We start from the raw sequence: 15,189 nt of genomic DNA on the forward strand, positions 1-15,189 counted from the left end.
GAAAACGTAGGCCGCATTATAGAACACGTCGGGTGGATTTCGTCTGCCACGAAGGGAAAATTGTGTCATAGTGCAGATTAAGCAAAATTAAGGAGTCAGCCAGAGCAATGAAACGTCCGGACTACAGAACACTACAGGCACTTGATGCAGTTATTCGTGAACGCGGTTTTGAGCGCGCAGCGCAAAAGCTTTGTATCACTCAGTCCGCCGTATCACAACGCATCAAACAGCTGGAAAACATGTTCGGGCAGCCTCTGCTGGTACGTACCGTTCCACCGCGTCCAACGGAGCAAGGGCAAAAGCTCCTCGCCCTGCTGCGCCAGGTTGAACTGCTCGAAGATGAGTGGCTGGGTGACGAACAGACCGGCTCAACGCCGCTGCTGCTCTCGCTGGCGGTGAACGCCGACAGTCTGGCAACCTGGCTGTTGCCAGCCCTTGCGCCGGTATTAGCAGACTCCCCGATTCGCCTGAATCTGCAGGTTGAAGATGAAACCCGTACGCAGGAGCGCCTGCGTCGCGGTGAAGTGGTTGGGGCGGTCAGTATCCAGCCTCAGGCGCTGCCGAGCTGTCTTGTCGATCAGTTGGGCGCACTGGACTACCTGTTTGTCGGCTCAAAAGCGTTTGCCGAGCGCTACTTCCCGAACGGCGTCACCCGCGCCGCGCTGCTGAAAGCCCCTGCGGTGGCGTTCGACCATCTGGACGATATGCATCAGGCCTTCCTGCAGCAAAACTTCGATCTGCCGCCGGGCAGCGTGCCATGTCATATCGTGAACTCGTCTGAAGCGTTTGTGCAGCTCGCACGTCAGGGCACCACCTGCTGTATGATCCCGCACCTGCAGATAGAGAAAGAGTTGAAAAGCGGTGAGCTGATTGACTTAACGCCGGGGCTGTATCAGCGCCGGATGCTCTACTGGCACCGTTTTGCGCCAGAAAGCCGCATGATGCGCAACGTCACCGACGCGCTGCTGGCGTATGGGCATAAGGTGTTGAGACAGGATTAAGGAACAATCCCCCTCTCCTGACGGGAGAGGGGGAAAGTGAAGACAGATTACTGCGCTTTTGCCGGCTCAGTCTGCTGACTTTGGGTCGGCTGCAGCTGGAATACCACATCAACCTGATCGTCGAACTGAATCGTCGGCTGCTCATAAGTTTCCTGAGCAGACACCGGTGCCGCGTCGGCCTTCATCATCCGCACCATCGGGCTTGGCTGATAATTTGAGACGTGGTAACGCACGCTGTATACCGGACCGAGCTTACTGTTGAACCCGGACGCCAGCCGTTGCGCCTGATGGATTGCATCATCAATGGCGGCTTTACGCGCCTGGTCTTTGTATTTTTCCGGTTGCGCAACGCCCAGTGAGACGGAACGAATTTCGTTCAGACCCGCTTTCAGCGCGCCATCCAGCAGCGAGTTCAGTTTATCGAGCTGACGCACGGTCACTTCAACGGTGCGCACGGCACGGTAGCCTTTCAGGATGCTTTTACCGTTCTGGTAGTCGTAATCAGGCTGGGTACGCAGGTTGGCAGAGCTGATGTCTTTTTTAGCGACACCGTTCTGCTCCAGGAAAGAGAGATATTGCGCAACACGATCGTCAGCCTGCTTCTTGGCAGAAGCGGCATCTTTCGCGGCCACGTTCACTTCAATTGCCAGCGTTGCAACATCGGGTACCGCATCCACGCTTGCGGTGCCTGAAGTGACGATGTGCGGGCCATCAGGCAATTCACTTGCCTGCACCGACACCGCACCTAAACTCACTAATGCCGCCAGGGCCATCACTTTAAACTTCACTGTCATTCCTCCATGTTGCGAAGAGTGCCCAACAACAGGGCGCATGCCAGCAAGCTTAGCGGCTCTCGCTCAGTTGTCCATAAGACAACGCTTAGTTGAGCAATTCCTGAACATGATGAATCCCCTCTTTTGCCAGCTGAAAGGCAATAAACCACATCACCACGCCCACCAGCGTATTGATGATCCGCTGGGCTTTAGCGGTACGCAGACGCGGGGCCAGCCATGCCGCCAGAATCGCGAGACCGAAGAACCACAGGAATGAGGCGCTGACGGTACCCAGGGCAAACCAGCGTTTCGGCTCAACGTCGAGCTGCCCACCCAGGCTGCCCAGCACCACAAAGGTATCCAGATAAACGTGCGGGTTGAGCCAGGTGACCGCCAGCATGGTAACGATAATCTTCCAGCGGCCCTGCTTCATGACCTCGGCGCTCGCCAGTTCGAGATTGCTGCTCATTGCCGTTTTCAGCGCCCCAAACCCATACCACAGCAGGAACGCTACCCCACCCCAGGTCACCAGCGCCAGCAGCCAGGGAGACTGCATCAGCAGCGCACTGCCGCCAAAGATTCCGGCGCAGATCAGCAGCAAATCGCTCACCGCGCACAGTAGGGCAATCATAAGATGATACTGACGGCGAATGCCCTGGTTCATCACGAACGCGTTCTGCGGGCCAAGGGGAAGGATCATGGCCGCACCTAATGCAAGACCTTGAAAATAATAAGATAACATGAATAAATTCTCAGCAAGTTGTCCTGGGAGCTGACTATACTGCGAGAATCTTATTAGAGGAAATTGATAATATTAATTGGTGATTAGTATTGCTAATAAAAAGGCCCGGTGGCGTTGCCGCTCACCGGGCCTCCTGAGGAAGAGGATTACTCGGCTTCTTTCTCGCGTTTAAGGTTCACGTCCATCTGTGGATACGGGAAGCTGATCCCGTTGGCATCAAAATCACGTTTGATACGTTCCAGAACATCCCAGTAAACGTTTTGCAGATCGCTGCTTTTGCTCCAGATGCGCACAACAAAGTTGATGGACGATGCCCCCAACTCGTTCAGGCGAACGGTCTGCTCTTTATCTTTCAGAATACGATCGTCGGAGGCAATGATATTGGCGATCAGCGATTTCACCTGATCGATATCAGAATCATACGCCACGCTGATAATCAGCTCGTTACGACGCACCGGCTCGCGGGAAAAGTTAATGATGTTGCCCGCGATGATTTTCCCGTTCGGTACCACCACGATACGGCCATCAACAGTTCGCAGGGTGGTTGAGAAAATCTGCACCTGCAGTACGGTGCCGGCAATACCGCCCAGGTCAACGTACTCGCCAGAGCGGAACGGACGGAAGGTTACCAGCAACACACCCGCAGCCAGGTTCGAGAGCGACCCCTGCAGCGCCAGACCAATGGCCAGACCGGCGGCACCGAGAACAGCAATCACCGAGGCAGTCTGTACGCCAACACGCCCCAGTGCAGCAATCAGCGTAAAGGCAATAATACCGTAGCGCACCAGTGCAGAGAGGAAGTCAGCCACAGTGGCGTCAATGTGACGCGCCAGCATCACGCGGTTTACGGCGTTTGATACGATACGTGCCACGATCATCCCGACGATGATGATGGCAATCGCCGCGACGATGTTAACGGCATAGCTCAGCAGCAGCGCCTGGTTGCGCACCAGCCAGTTACCGGCATTATTGATGCTGTCTACAACATCGAGTTGTTCCATTTAGTCTTCCTTTTGTTATCCCAAAAACACAAAATCCATCCCCCATGGAGACAGGCAGGTCAGTAAAGGGTAAACAAAAAGGACCGGTTTTGCCAAATAGATCACATAAACGGGCCGGGCAGTCCATTGAAAAAGCATAAAAAAAGGCCCGCATTCGCGGGCCTTCTGATGCTATGAGCTGCTTAAATTACAGAACGTCAACCGCGTTCAGTTCTTTGAAAGCCTGCTCCAGACGCGCCACCATGGAAGTCTGCGCAGCACGCAGCCATACACGTGGATCGTAGTATTTCTTGTTCGGCTGGTCTTCGCCTTTCGGGTTGCCCAGCTGGCCCTGCAGGTAAGCTTCGTTCGTTTTGTAGTACTGCAGGATACCGTCCCATGTTGCCCACTGGGTGTCGGTATCGATGTTCATTTTCACTACGCCGTAGCTTACGGAGTCTTTGATTTCCTGAGCAGAAGAACCGGAACCGCCGTGGAAGACGAAGTTCAGGCTGTTGTGCGGCAGGTTGTGTTTCTTAGAAACGTATTCCTGAGAATCACGCAGGATAGTTGGGGTCAGAACCACGTTACCTGGTTTGTAAACGCCGTGTACGTTACCGAAGGACGCTGCGATGGTGAAGCGTGGGCTGATTTTGCTCAGCTCGGTGTAAGCGTAATCAACGTCTTCTGGCTGGGTGTACAGTGCAGAAGCGTCCATGTGGCTGTTGTCCACGCCGTCTTCTTCACCACCGGTGCATCCCAGTTCGATTTCCAGGGTCATGTCCATTTTGGCCATGCGCGCCAGGTACTTAGAGCAGATTTCGATGTTTTCGTGCAGGGACTCTTCAGACAGGTCGATCATGTGAGAAGAGAACAGTGGCTTACCGGTCGCTGCGAAGTGTTTTTCACCCGCGTCCAGCAGACCGTCGATCCACGGCAGCAGTTTCTTCGCGCAGTGGTCAGTGTGCAGGATAACCGGAACACCGTAGTGTTCAGCCATCTGGTGTACATGGTGCGCACCAGAGATTGCACCCAGGATTGCCGCGCCCTGAGGAACGTCAGTTTTCACGCCTTTACCAGCGATGAATGCTGCGCCACCGTTAGAGAACTGAACGATAACCGGTGCTTTAACTTTTGCAGCAGCTTCCAGTACGGCGTTAATGGAGTCGGTACCAACGCAGTTAACTGCTGGCAGAGCGAAGTTGTTTTCTTTAGCTACCTGGAACACTTTCTGAACGTCATCACCAGTGATCACGCCAGGTTTTACGAAATCAAAAATTTTAGACATGTTGCTTAGTCCTGTATCTTCGGCCGTTAGAAAAGGTGCGAGCTCTTAAAGCGCGCTGAAAATTGGGCAGGTTTCCCTGCCCTTGAATGGCTTACTTCTTAGCGCGCTCTTCGAGCATTGCTACTGCTGGCAGTACTTTGCCTTCCACGAACTCGAGGAATGCGCCGCCACCAGTGGAGATGTAGGAGATCTTGTCAGAAATACCGAACAGGTCGATTGCTGCCAGCGTATCACCGCCGCCTGCGATAGAGAACGCTTCGCTGTCTGCGATAGCGTTAGCAACGATTTCAGTACCTTTGCGGAAGTTCGGGAATTCGAACACGCCAACAGGACCATTCCACAGGATAGTTTTTGCGTTTTTCAGGATTTCAGCCAGTTTCTGTGCAGAAACGTCGCCCAGGTCCAGAATCTGCTCATCATCTTTGATGTCGTTAACAGATTTCAGGGTCGCAGTCGCTGTTTCAGAGAACTCAGTCGCGACGCGAACATCCGTTGGAACCGGGATATCGCAGGTGGTCAGCAGACGTTTTGCTTCGTCAACCAGATCCGCTTCGTACAGGGACTTACCGACGTTATGGCCTTGTGCCGCCACGAAGGTGTTCGCGATACCACCGCCAACGATCAGCTGGTCAGCGATTTTAGACAGGGAATCCAGTACGGTCAGTTTGGTAGAAACTTTAGAACCACCAACGATTGCAACCATTGGACGAGCAGGTTCTTTCAGTGCTTTACCCAGTGCGTCCAGCTCAGCAGCCAGCAGAGGACCGGCACACGCGACGTCTGCGAATTTACCGATACCGTGGGTTGAAGCCTGCGCACGGTGAGCAGTACCGAAGGCGTCCATCACGAATACGTCACACAGAGCAGCGTATTTTTTGGACAGCGCTTCGTCGTCTTTCTTTTCGCCTTTGTTGAAGCGAACGTTTTCCAGAACAACCAGTTCACCGGCAGCGATGTCTACGCCGTCCAGGTAATCTTTTACCAGGCGAACCGGGTTGGACAGTTTGTCTTTCAGGTAATTAACAACTGGCAGCAGAGAGAACTCTTCATTGTACTCGCCTTCAGTTGGACGACCCAGGTGGGAGGTCACCATCACTTTAGCGCCCTGCTTCAGAGCCAGTTCGATGGTTGGCAGAGATGCACGGATACGCGCGTCGCTGGTCACTTTGCCATCTTTAACCGGTACGTTCAGATCAGCACGGATGAAAACGCGTTTACCAGCCAGATCCAGATCGGTCATCTTAATTACAGACATGGTGAATCCTCTCGTTGATTCTTAAAGTTTTGCAGACGCACGATGCGTCTTACCTGAAACCTTGAGCGGCCATTGCTAACGTGGTGTCGAGCATTCGGTTAGCAAAGCCCCATTCGTTATCACACCAGACCAGCGTCTTGATAAGGTGTGCGCCACTGACGCGCGTTTGAGTGCCATCGACAATGGCGCTGTGCGGGTCGTGGTTAAAATCTACTGAGACCAACGGTAATTCCGTATAGTCAACTATACCATGAAATGCCCCCTGTGCCGCTTTTTGCAGCAACAGGTTGACTTCACAGGCTTTTACCGGTTTTTTCACCGTCACGCTCAGGTCAATTGCGGTGACGTTAATCGTCGGTACACGTACGGCAATTGCTTCAAAACGATCATTAAACTGCGGGAAAAAACGGGTGATACCTGCCGCCAGTTTTGTGTCCACCGGAATGATTGACTGGCTCGCGGCTCGCGTGCGTCGTAAGTCCGGATGATAGGCGTCAATCACCTGCTGATCGTGCATCGCTGAATGAATCGTGGTTACGGTGCCGGATTCAATGCCATACGCATCGTCTAACAGTTTGATGACCGGAATAATGCAGTTGGTGGTGCAGGAGGCGTTGGAAACAATGCGGTGTTCGGCTTGCAGCTCATGCTGATTCACGCCAAATACGACGGTCGCGTCGAGGTCGTTGCTGCCAGGATGGGAAAACAGGACTTTTTTCGCACCTGCTGTCAGATGCGCTTCGCCATGCTCGCGGTTACCGTATACGCCAGTACAGTCAAGTACGATATCCACACCCAGTTCACGCCACGGTAGCCCGGCAATACTGCTCTCATGCAGCACGCGGATGGCATCGTCGCCGACAAACAGCTGATCTCTTTCCTGGCGAACATCCCAGGCAAAGCGTCCGTGGCTGGTGTCATATTTCAACAAATGCGCCATGCCCGCAGCATCCGCCAGTTCGTTGATAGCCACCACGGTTATTTCCGCCCGACGCCCGGATTCATATAAAGCACGAACCACGTTACGCCCGATGCGACCGAAGCCATTAATCGCTACGCGTACGGTCATAGATCTCCTGCAAAGCTATCCCTGAGTTTGAGGTGGCTGAAAGAGTAATCCAGCTACGCCCGAAGGGGAATCCTTGCTGTCACAAACTGCGATTGATTGGTCAATTGTCGAACATTTAATCGACTGAAACGCTTCAGCTAGAATAAGCGAATCAGGGAATAAAAGGAATGTCTGTCCAGAGCAATAAGCGCGCTATATGACTTGCGTCACATTTTGGATGGAATAATTCACAGGAACGTTACATGTTTGAGGAATAGTGGACATATAAGGCGGATAGCGTGAAAAAAACAAAACGGTAACCCAAAGGTTACCGTTTAGGGTGTGTTTGCGCCCTCTTCTCAGCGAGAGCACGGACAGGGGCTCGCGCCCCTCCCCTACAAACGATTACAGCAGTTCTTTTGCTTTCGCGACAACGTTTTCAACGGTGAAGCCGAACTCTTCGAAGAGCAGCTCTGCCGGAGCAGATTCACCAAAGGTGGTCATGCCGACGATTGCGCCGTTCAGGCCCACATATTTGAACCAGTAGTCAGCGATACCTGCTTCTACTGCCACGCGCGCGGTAACGGCTTTAGGCAGTACGGATTCGCGGTAGGCGGCATCCTGCTTGTCGAACGCATCGGTAGACGGCATGGAAACCACGCGCGCTTTAACGCCTTCGGCAGACAGTTTTTCCCATGCGGCAACAGCCAGCTCAACTTCAGAACCGGTCGCGATGAAGATCAGCTCTGGCTGACCCGCGCAATCTTTCAGCACGTAACCACCACGGGCGATGTTCGCCAGCTGCTCTGGAGTACGTTCCTGCTGTGCCAGGTTCTGACGGGAGAGGATCAGTGCGGTTGGACCGTCCTGACGCTCAACACCGTATTTCCACGCCACGGCAGACTCAACCTGGTCACATGGACGCCATGTGCTCATGTTTGGCGTCACGCGCAGGGAAGCCACCTGCTCTACCGGCTGGTGAGTTGGACCATCTTCGCCCAGACCGATGGAGTCGTGGGTGTAGACCATCACCTGACGCTGTTTCATCAGCGCAGCCATACGCACGGCGTTACGCGCGTACTCGACAAACATCAGGAAGGTAGAGGTGTACGGCAGGAAACCACCGTGCAGGGAGATACCGTTCGCAATCGCGGTCATACCGAATTCACGCACACCGTAGTGGATGTAGTTACCGGCAGTGTCTTCGTTGATTGCTTTAGAACCAGACCAGATTGTCAGGTTAGATGGCGCCAGGTCAGCGGAGCCGCCCAGGAATTCTGGCAGAAGCGGACCGAACGCTTCAATCGCATTCTGAGAGGCTTTACGGCTGGCGATTTTGGATGGGTTCGCCTGCAGTTTAGCAATGAACTCGTTCGCTTTGGCGTCGAAGTCAGACGGCATGTCACCCTTCATACGACGGGTAAATTCAGCCGCTTCCTGTGGGAAGGCTTTCGCATAGGCAGCGAACTTCTCGTTCCATGCGGATTCTTTCGCCTGACCCACTTCTTTAGCATCCCACTGCGCGTAAATTTCAGATGGGATTTCGAAAGCAGGATATTTCCAGCCCAGCGCTTCGCGCGTCAGAGCAATTTCCGCGTCGCCCAGTGGCGCACCGTGGGAATCGTGGGTACCCGCTTTGTTCGGAGAACCGAAACCAATGATGGTTTTGCACATCAGCAGTGACGGCTTGTCCGTCACAGCGCGCGCTTCTTCTACTGCACGTTTAATCGAGTCAGCATCGTGACCGTCAACGCCACGCACAACGTGCCAGCCGTAAGCTTCGAAACGCTTCGCGGTGTCGTCAGTGAACCAGCCTTCAACGTGACCGTCGATGGAGATGCCGTTGTCGTCATAGAACGCAACCAGTTTGCCCAGCTTCAGGGTACCTGCCAGGGAGCACACTTCGTGAGAAATGCCTTCCATCATGCAGCCGTCGCCCATGAATGCGTAGGTGAAGTGGTCAACAATGTCATGACCTGGACGGTTGAACTGCGCGGCCAGGGTTTTCTCGGCAATCGCCATACCCACCGCGTTAGCAATACCCTGACCCAGCGGGCCGGTGGTGGTTTCTACACCTGCGGTGTAACCCACTTCCGGGTGACCTGGCGTTTTGGAGTGCAGTTGGCGGAAGTTTTTCAGCTCTTCAATTGGCAGATCGTAGCCAGTGAGGTGCAGCAGGCTATAGATCAGCATTGAGCCGTGGCCATTAGACAGCACGAAACGGTCGCGGTCAGCCCAGGAAGGGTTCTGCGGGTTGTGGTTCAGGAAATCGCGCCACAGGACTTCGGCGATATCAGCCATACCCATTGGGGCGCCCGGGTGGCCGGATTTGGCTTTCTGTACTGCGTCCATGCTCAGCGCACGAATAGCATTAGCAAGCTCTTTACGTGAGGACATTTTAACTCCAGATCGGACTGTTAAAGGCCATGCCCTTGACGACAGCGCGTTTTGGGCTACGCCGGAAAAAAGTGCCAACAATGTAACCCAAGCGGCATGTCATGTACATGGAGCATTCTTTTGCAGCTTAAGAAATCTCTGGATCATGCTCGCATGTTGCGCAATCTGCTCGCCCGGCCCCGTAGATATTCCTTATACTTAGCCCGACCCCGGCTTCGTTGCCGGTGCACTTTTCAGATTTTATTCAGATTAACGAGTACGGAAGCGACATCATGAAAATGCGTGCAATAGTGCTGGCCCTGGGTACAACGCTCCTGCTGAGCGGCTGTCAGAATATGGATTCTAACGGCCTGATGTCCTCAGGCGCAGAAGCCTTTCAGGCCTACTCCCTGAGCGACGCACAGGTTAAAGCGCTGAGCGACCAGGCCTGTAAAGATATGGACGGAAAAGCCACGCTTGCCCCGGCCAATAGTACCTACACGCAGCGTCTGAATAAGATAGCATCCGCGCTGGGTGATAACATTAATGGCCAGCCGGTGAACTATAAGGTGTACATGGCCAAAGATGTAAACGCCTTCGCGATGGCGAACGGCTGCATCCGCGTTTACAGCGGGCTGATGGATATGATGACCGACAACGAAGTTGAAGCGGTTATCGGCCATGAAATGGGCCACGTTGCACTTGGCCACGTGAAGAAAGGCATGCAGGTTGCGTTAGGCACTAACGCCATCCGCGCCGCGGCGGCGTCTACGGGCGGTATCGTCGGCAGCCTGTCACAGTCGCAGCTTGGCGATGTGGGTGAAAAGCTGGTTAACTCTCAGTTCTCGCAGCGTCAGGAATCCGAAGCGGATGACTACTCCTACGATCTGTTGCGCAAACGCGGCATTAATCCATCAGGTTTAGCCACCAGCTTCGAAAAACTGGCCAAACTGGAAGCCGGTCGCCAGAGCTCTATGTTTGATGACCACCCGGCGTCAGAAGAGCGCGCACAGCATATTCGCGACCGTATGGCCGCAGACGGAATTAAATAATTCGAAAGGAGGCATATTTGCCTCCTTTTTATTTCGCATGAATTGTTAATTTAACCGCACATATCGGTAATAGCACTTTAGTACCTTTCTAAGCCGCGCAAACACTGGCTTATTGCCCTGAAACGTCTCGTCACATAATTATTGCAATCATTTACCATTCGGGTAATTATCGAGCTCGCAGTAATTCAATTTACAATATTAAGACAGAGACGTTCCCTCCGTGAAAAAAGAATTATCATTAATTGCGTTAAGTTTATTCGCCGCATTACCCGCCGTTGCAAGCCAGCAATCCGACAGCAAAGGCTTTGTTGATGACAGCCATTTAGATCTGTTTTTACGCAATGCGTATATCAGCCGTGATTATCATCAGGGCCAGCAGGACAAAGCCGAATGGGGTCAGGGTATCGTTGCCACGTTTGAATCCGGCTATACCGAAGGGCTGGTTGGCTTTGGTGTGGACGGCATTGCCCAGTATGGCGTGCGTCTGGACGGCGGTCGTGGAAAAAGCGGCGCGGGCGGCATTGACTTCTTTAAACAGGAAGACGATGGCCGGGCTAAATCCGATCTGGCGAAATTTGGCGCCACAGCAAAAATGCGTATCTCCAATACCGTGCTGAGCTACGGTAACCAGCGTCCGGAATTACCGATTGTGAATGCCGACAATTCCCGTCTGCTGTTTGAAAGCTTTACCGGCACCATGCTGACCTCAAAAGAGATCGCGGGTCTGGAAGTGAACGCCGGTTACTTCACCGATGAGCAGCGCAAAAGTGACGACCGCCACGACAGCGGCCTGAAGAGCCTCTCCTTCGGCGGTGCGAGCTACCAGTTCAACGACCAGTTCAGCGGTGCGCTGTATGCCTCTCATGTGGAAGAGGTGATGAACAAGCAGTACCTGGGAATGAACTTCAAACAGCCGTTCAGCACCGGGCAACAGCTGGTGCTCGATTTCAACGGCTATAACTCACGCCTGGATCAGCGCTACGCAGACAGCCTTGATACCGGACGCAGCAATAGCATCTGGAGCCTGGCGGCAAGCTACATCTGGGATATTCATACCTTCAAGGTGGCGTATCAGCAGAGCAGCGGCAGCACCGGCTATCACTATGGCAGCTATCGCGATCAGGGTGGCGTAGGTGACGGCGGCAATACCATCTGGCTGGCGAACTCTTACTGGTCTGATTTCAACGGCGAAGATGAGCGCTCATGGCAGGCTTCTTACGCACTGGACTTCGGCGGTCTGGGTTTACCGGGCCTGAGCTGGACCACAGCTTACGTGCGTGGCGACAACATCAAGACCTCTGAAACCAGCAACGGTAAAGAGCATGAGTGGTTTAACCAGATCCAGTATCAGGTGCAGGACGGCCCGGCTAAAGATCTGAAACTGAAACTCCGTTACTCCGTCCTGCGCGTGTCCAGCAACGCCAGCGACTATAACGTGGGCGGGGATGAGATCCGCGCGTACGTGGAATACCCGTTTAACGTGTTCTGATTAAGCCCCTCACCCGCCCTTCTCCCTAAGGGAGAGGGCGGAAGTGAGGGTAAACACGCTTAGTACAACGTCTTCTGCGGCGGCCCGGCAAACTTCAGCGCGCCAATCTGTCCCATCCGCACTTCCACTACCGACGGTCCTGGCATGGCAAGCGCTTCGGTCATCACCGCGTCAAAATCCTCCGCCCGTTCGACGCTCCACGCCTGTAACCCCATCGCATGCGCCAGCTGCGTAAAGTCCGGGGTATGCAGCTCGTTATAATACTGACGCCCGCCGAAATACTTATCCTGAATGCCGCGCATGACGCCGTAACCGCCGTCATTCATCACCAGCAGCGTCACGTTGGCCTTCTCCTGCGCCAGCGTTGCCATCTCGCCCAGATTCAGGCTTACGCCACCATCGCCCACCAGCCCCACCACTTTGCGTTGCGGGTTGGCAATCGCCGTGCCAATCGCCATCGGTAGCCCCATGCCGATGGCGCCTGCCAGCGAGTGAATGTTCATCAGCGGTCCGTTGGCGCGGAACAAACGGCTCCCCCACAGGCTTCCGGAAACGGTGATATCACGAACCAGCAGGCCATCTTGCGGCAGCGCGTTCTCAATGGCGTCGTTGAGCTTCGCATAAGCACCGCACTGCTCACGCAGTCCCGCAACGGCTTTCGCCAGCGCATGCTGCACCTGTGTATCCCACTGTGCATCGCCCCATTCACGCCCCTGCGCTTTAGCTGCCAGCGCGGTTAACAGCGCCGCGCAGTCCGCCACAAGGGTTGTGTCCATCAGATAGTTGCGGCTCGCCGCCGCGGGGTCGATATCAATCTGGACGCGGGGATGCGGTAATTCAAGCGTCCACGAGCGGGTTTCGTTGCTGCGCAGACGTGAGCCGGCGACCAGCGTAAAGTCGCACTGGGCGATCAACGCCTCAACTGACGGCGAGTTATGAAACGCCCGCAGGCTGGCGCGATGGCTGTCCGGCAGCACGCCGCGCGCGTGGGTGCTGGAGATAACCGTCACTCCCGCATCCGCCAGTTTTTTTACCGCATCAGCGCTACCAAGTGCTCCGCCCCCCAGCCACAGCAGCGGCTGTCTGGCCTGTTTAAGCTGCGCCCACAGCGTGTCGACCACTGTCGTATCAACTGCGGAAACCGACGTGGGTTTCACCGGAGCGGTGATCAGCGACACGGGGATTTTCGCCCCCTGAATATCAATCGGGATCTCCACGGAAACCGGCCCGCACGGCGGAGTTTGCGCCTCCTGAATGGCCTTGTGAAGGATCGCTATCGCCTGGTTTGCGTTGCTGATGCGGTATGCCCGTTTTGAGCTGGCCTTCAGGAAGGTCAGCTGGTCGCGGGTTTCGTGGATAAAGCCGGTGTCGGCATCCAGCCAGGCTTTTTCCACCTGACCGGTGATGTGCAGCAGCGGCGTACAGGCATTCATGGCTTCCACCAGCGCGCCGACGGCGTTACCCGCCCCGGCGCCGGTACTGGTCAGCGCCACACCGAGCCCGGAAAAACGGCCGTGGGCATCGGCCATGGTGACCGACCCCGCTTCGCCACGTGCGGGTACAAAGCGAATATTCCCGCGCTGCCCTACCGCATCGGCGATGGGTAAATTGTGGATGGAGATGACGCCGTAGATGGCCTCAACCTGATACTGCTCCAGCGTTCTGGCGATGGCGTCGCCGACGGTTATCATTTCGCTCATTACTCACCCTTTCTCAGTCGCACCAGTGGTTGACGCTGTTACCCGTCGCCAGATAAATGCTCTTTTGCTGCATCCAGGCTTTCAGCCCCTGAATGCCCTTTTCGCGGCCCAGACCGCTCTCTTTAAAGCCCCCGAACGGGGTCGAAATTGCAAACACTTTGTAGGTGTTTATCCACACCGTGCCCGCTTCAAGCTGCTCGCTCAGGCGCAGGGCGCGCCCGGTATCCCGCGTCCAGATCCCGGCGGCAAGGCCATAAACGGAGTCATTCGCCTCACGGATCAACGCGGCTTCATCGCTAAAGGGCATCGCCACCAGCACCGGGCCGAAGATCTCCTCCTGACAGGCGCGCGCGCTGTTGGTCAGGCCTTCGATGATGGTGGGCTGGAAGTAACTGCCGTTTGCCAGCAGTGGATCGGCAGAGATCTCCCCGCCACACAGCACGCGGCCCCCTTCACGCTTTGCCAGTTCAACGTAAGCCTGCACGCTCTTGCGGTGCGCGTCGTTAATCAGCGGTCCCACATGGATGCCGTCGGTAAAGGGATGCCCGACCCGCAGGCCGCGCGTTAACTCGAGCAGCCTCGCCATCAGTGGGGCGTAAAGGCGCTCATGGATAAAGAGCCGCGAACCGGCAATACAGGCCTGACCTGCCGAGCTGAAAATGCCGTAGCAGATCCCGCGCGCAGCCAGCTCAACGTCGGCATCCTCCAGCACGATGGTCGGGGATTTACCGCCCAGTTCCAGCGAGGCCGGGATCAATTTTTCCGCCGCCACGTGCGCCAGATGACGGCCCGTGGTGGTGCCACCGGTAAAGGAGATTTTTCGCACTTTCGGGTGACGCGCCAGCGCATCGCCAATCACCGAGCCTTTGCCCGGCAGCACGCTCAGCAGCCCGGCGGGTAAGCCTGCCTGCTCAAAAATACGCGCCAGCTCCAGCGCCATCAGCGGGGTGGCTTCGGCTGGTTTGAGAACCACCGCGTTACCGGCAGCAATGGCCGGCGCCACTTTCTGCATTTCGCTGGCAATGGGGGAATTCCAGGGCGTGATAGCTGCCACCACGCCGAGCGGTTCATATCGGCTGAGGGTAAGCACATCAGGCTGGCGTGGTGTCGGCAGTTCACCTTCCAGCAGCTCGCAGGCGGCGGCAAAATAACGCGCCGTGCCTGCCGCGCTCATCACCAGCCCCCGCGCTTCCGCCAGCGGTTTACCGTTGTCGCGACTCTGCATGCGGGCCAGTTCGTCGACGCGGGTTTCGATCAGATCTGCCACCTTATGCAGGATCTTCGCTCGCACATGCGGCAGGCTGTTACGCCAGGCAGGATCGCGCCACGCGCGCTCTCCGGCGTCGATCGCCTCCTGCAGATCGTCCAGGCTTGCCGCGTGGAGCGTGGCGTTTACCGCACCGTCTGCCGGGAAATGGCTCTGCATCAGGTTACCGCCGCCACGCCGCCAGTTGCCGCCAATGAAAATGTTAAGATCGTCCATCG

General features: G+C 55.5%; 12 protein-coding genes. 3 read left to right on the forward strand and 9 right to left on the reverse strand.

Translation table 11 applies throughout. From position 1 onward, the window contains the following. Positions 1–107: 107 nt before the first annotated feature. Positions 108–1,001 (forward strand): DNA-binding transcriptional regulator ArgP, encoded by an 894-nt coding sequence (gene argP / locus AB6731_RS15095; RefSeq protein WP_008499727.1) that lies wholly within the window; start codon positions 108–110, stop codon positions 999–1,001. 47 nt (positions 1,002–1,048) lie between these two features. On the opposite strand, the gene AB6731_RS15100 is transcribed toward argP, so the two are convergent. The 7 genes from AB6731_RS15100 to tkt form a co-directional block, all read right to left on the reverse strand. Beyond that, positions 1,049–1,789 carry an oxidative stress defense protein gene (locus tag AB6731_RS15100; protein WP_371006584.1) on the reverse strand — a complete coding sequence of 247 codons (741 nt, stop codon included), beginning with the start codon at positions 1,787–1,789 and terminating at the stop codon, positions 1,049–1,051. 91 nt (positions 1,790–1,880) lie between these two features. After that, positions 1,881–2,516 (reverse strand): arginine exporter ArgO, encoded by a 636-nt coding sequence (gene argO / locus AB6731_RS15105; protein WP_014171533.1) that lies wholly within the window; start codon positions 2,514–2,516, stop codon positions 1,881–1,883. 146 nt (positions 2,517–2,662) lie between these two features. Further along, positions 2,663–3,517, reverse strand: a complete 855-nt coding sequence (mscS, locus tag AB6731_RS15110) for a small-conductance mechanosensitive channel MscS (protein WP_014171534.1) — start codon at positions 3,515–3,517, stop codon at positions 2,663–2,665. A 187-nt stretch (positions 3,518–3,704) separates the two neighbouring features. Next, positions 3,705–4,784, reverse strand: a complete 1,080-nt coding sequence (fbaA, locus tag AB6731_RS15115; protein ID WP_014171535.1) for a class II fructose-bisphosphate aldolase — start codon at positions 4,782–4,784, stop codon at positions 3,705–3,707. 91 nt (positions 4,785–4,875) lie between these two features. Continuing rightward, the gene (gene pgk, locus AB6731_RS15120; protein WP_014171536.1) at positions 4,876–6,039 is read right to left on the reverse strand and encodes a phosphoglycerate kinase; all 1,164 of its coding nucleotides are present in this window, start codon (positions 6,037–6,039) and stop codon (positions 4,876–4,878) included. 49 nt (positions 6,040–6,088) lie between these two features. Continuing rightward, positions 6,089–7,108, reverse strand: coding sequence for an erythrose-4-phosphate dehydrogenase (gene epd, locus AB6731_RS15125; RefSeq protein ID WP_014171537.1), 1,020 nt, complete (start codon positions 7,106–7,108; stop codon positions 6,089–6,091). A 384-nt stretch (positions 7,109–7,492) separates the two neighbouring features. Continuing rightward, the gene (gene tkt, locus AB6731_RS15130; protein WP_020883715.1) at positions 7,493–9,484 is read right to left on the reverse strand and encodes a transketolase; all 1,992 of its coding nucleotides are present in this window, start codon (positions 9,482–9,484) and stop codon (positions 7,493–7,495) included. A 272-nt stretch (positions 9,485–9,756) separates the two neighbouring features. On the opposite strand from tkt, the gene AB6731_RS15135 reads away from it, so the two are divergent. Both AB6731_RS15135 and AB6731_RS15140 read left to right on the forward strand, forming a co-directional pair. Continuing rightward, a complete protein-coding gene (locus AB6731_RS15135; RefSeq protein WP_020883714.1) occupies positions 9,757–10,515 on the forward strand; it encodes a M48 family metallopeptidase in 759 nt (252 codons plus the stop codon). Positions 10,516–10,735: 220 nt separating this feature from the next. Further along, the gene (locus AB6731_RS15140) at positions 10,736–12,004 is read left to right on the forward strand and encodes an OprD family outer membrane porin (RefSeq protein WP_020883713.1); all 1,269 of its coding nucleotides are present in this window, start codon (positions 10,736–10,738) and stop codon (positions 12,002–12,004) included. 59 nt (positions 12,005–12,063) lie between these two features. Here AB6731_RS15140 and AB6731_RS15145 read toward each other — a convergent pair whose 3' ends face one another. After that, positions 12,064–13,704 carry a thiamine pyrophosphate-binding protein gene (locus AB6731_RS15145; RefSeq protein ID WP_059306195.1) on the reverse strand — a complete coding sequence of 547 codons (1,641 nt, stop codon included), beginning with the start codon at positions 13,702–13,704 and terminating at the stop codon, positions 12,064–12,066. Positions 13,705–13,717: 13 nt separating this feature from the next. Then, on the reverse strand, positions 13,718–15,187 hold the full coding sequence (locus AB6731_RS15150) for an aldehyde dehydrogenase (protein WP_371006524.1): 1,470 nt from the start codon (positions 15,185–15,187) through the stop codon (positions 13,718–13,720). Positions 15,188–15,189 lie beyond the last annotated feature (2 nt).

Origin of the sequence: Enterobacter sp. RCC_40, assembly GCF_041360735.1 — a bacterium.
Taxonomy (GTDB): domain Bacteria; phylum Pseudomonadota; class Gammaproteobacteria; order Enterobacterales; family Enterobacteriaceae; genus Enterobacter; species Enterobacter ludwigii.

What these genes read in the sequence shown, in the direction of transcription:
- pgk (WP_014171536.1), bottom strand. Translation starts at nt 6,039, where the DNA reads ATGTCTGTAATTAAGATGACCGATCTGGATCTGGCTGGTAAACGCGTT.
- AB6731_RS15145 (WP_059306195.1), bottom strand. Translation starts at nt 13,704, where the DNA reads ATGAGCGAAATGATAACCGTCGGCGACGCCATCGCCAGAACGCTGGAG.
- epd (WP_014171537.1), bottom strand. Translation starts at nt 7,108, where the DNA reads ATGACCGTACGCGTAGCGATTAATGGCTTCGGTCGCATCGGGCGTAAC.
- AB6731_RS15135 (WP_020883714.1), top strand. Translation starts at nt 9,757, where the DNA reads ATGAAAATGCGTGCAATAGTGCTGGCCCTGGGTACAACGCTCCTGCTG.
- mscS (WP_014171534.1), bottom strand. Translation starts at nt 3,517, where the DNA reads ATGGAACAACTCGATGTTGTAGACAGCATCAATAATGCCGGTAACTGG.
- argO (WP_014171533.1), bottom strand. Translation starts at nt 2,516, where the DNA reads ATGTTATCTTATTATTTTCAAGGTCTTGCATTAGGTGCGGCCATGATC.
- fbaA (WP_014171535.1), bottom strand. Translation starts at nt 4,784, where the DNA reads ATGTCTAAAATTTTTGATTTCGTAAAACCTGGCGTGATCACTGGTGAT.
- AB6731_RS15150 (WP_371006524.1), bottom strand. Translation starts at nt 15,187, where the DNA reads ATGGACGATCTTAACATTTTCATTGGCGGCAACTGGCGGCGTGGCGGC.
- argP (WP_008499727.1), top strand. Translation starts at nt 108, where the DNA reads ATGAAACGTCCGGACTACAGAACACTACAGGCACTTGATGCAGTTATT.
- tkt (WP_020883715.1), bottom strand. Translation starts at nt 9,484, where the DNA reads ATGTCCTCACGTAAAGAGCTTGCTAATGCTATTCGTGCGCTGAGCATG.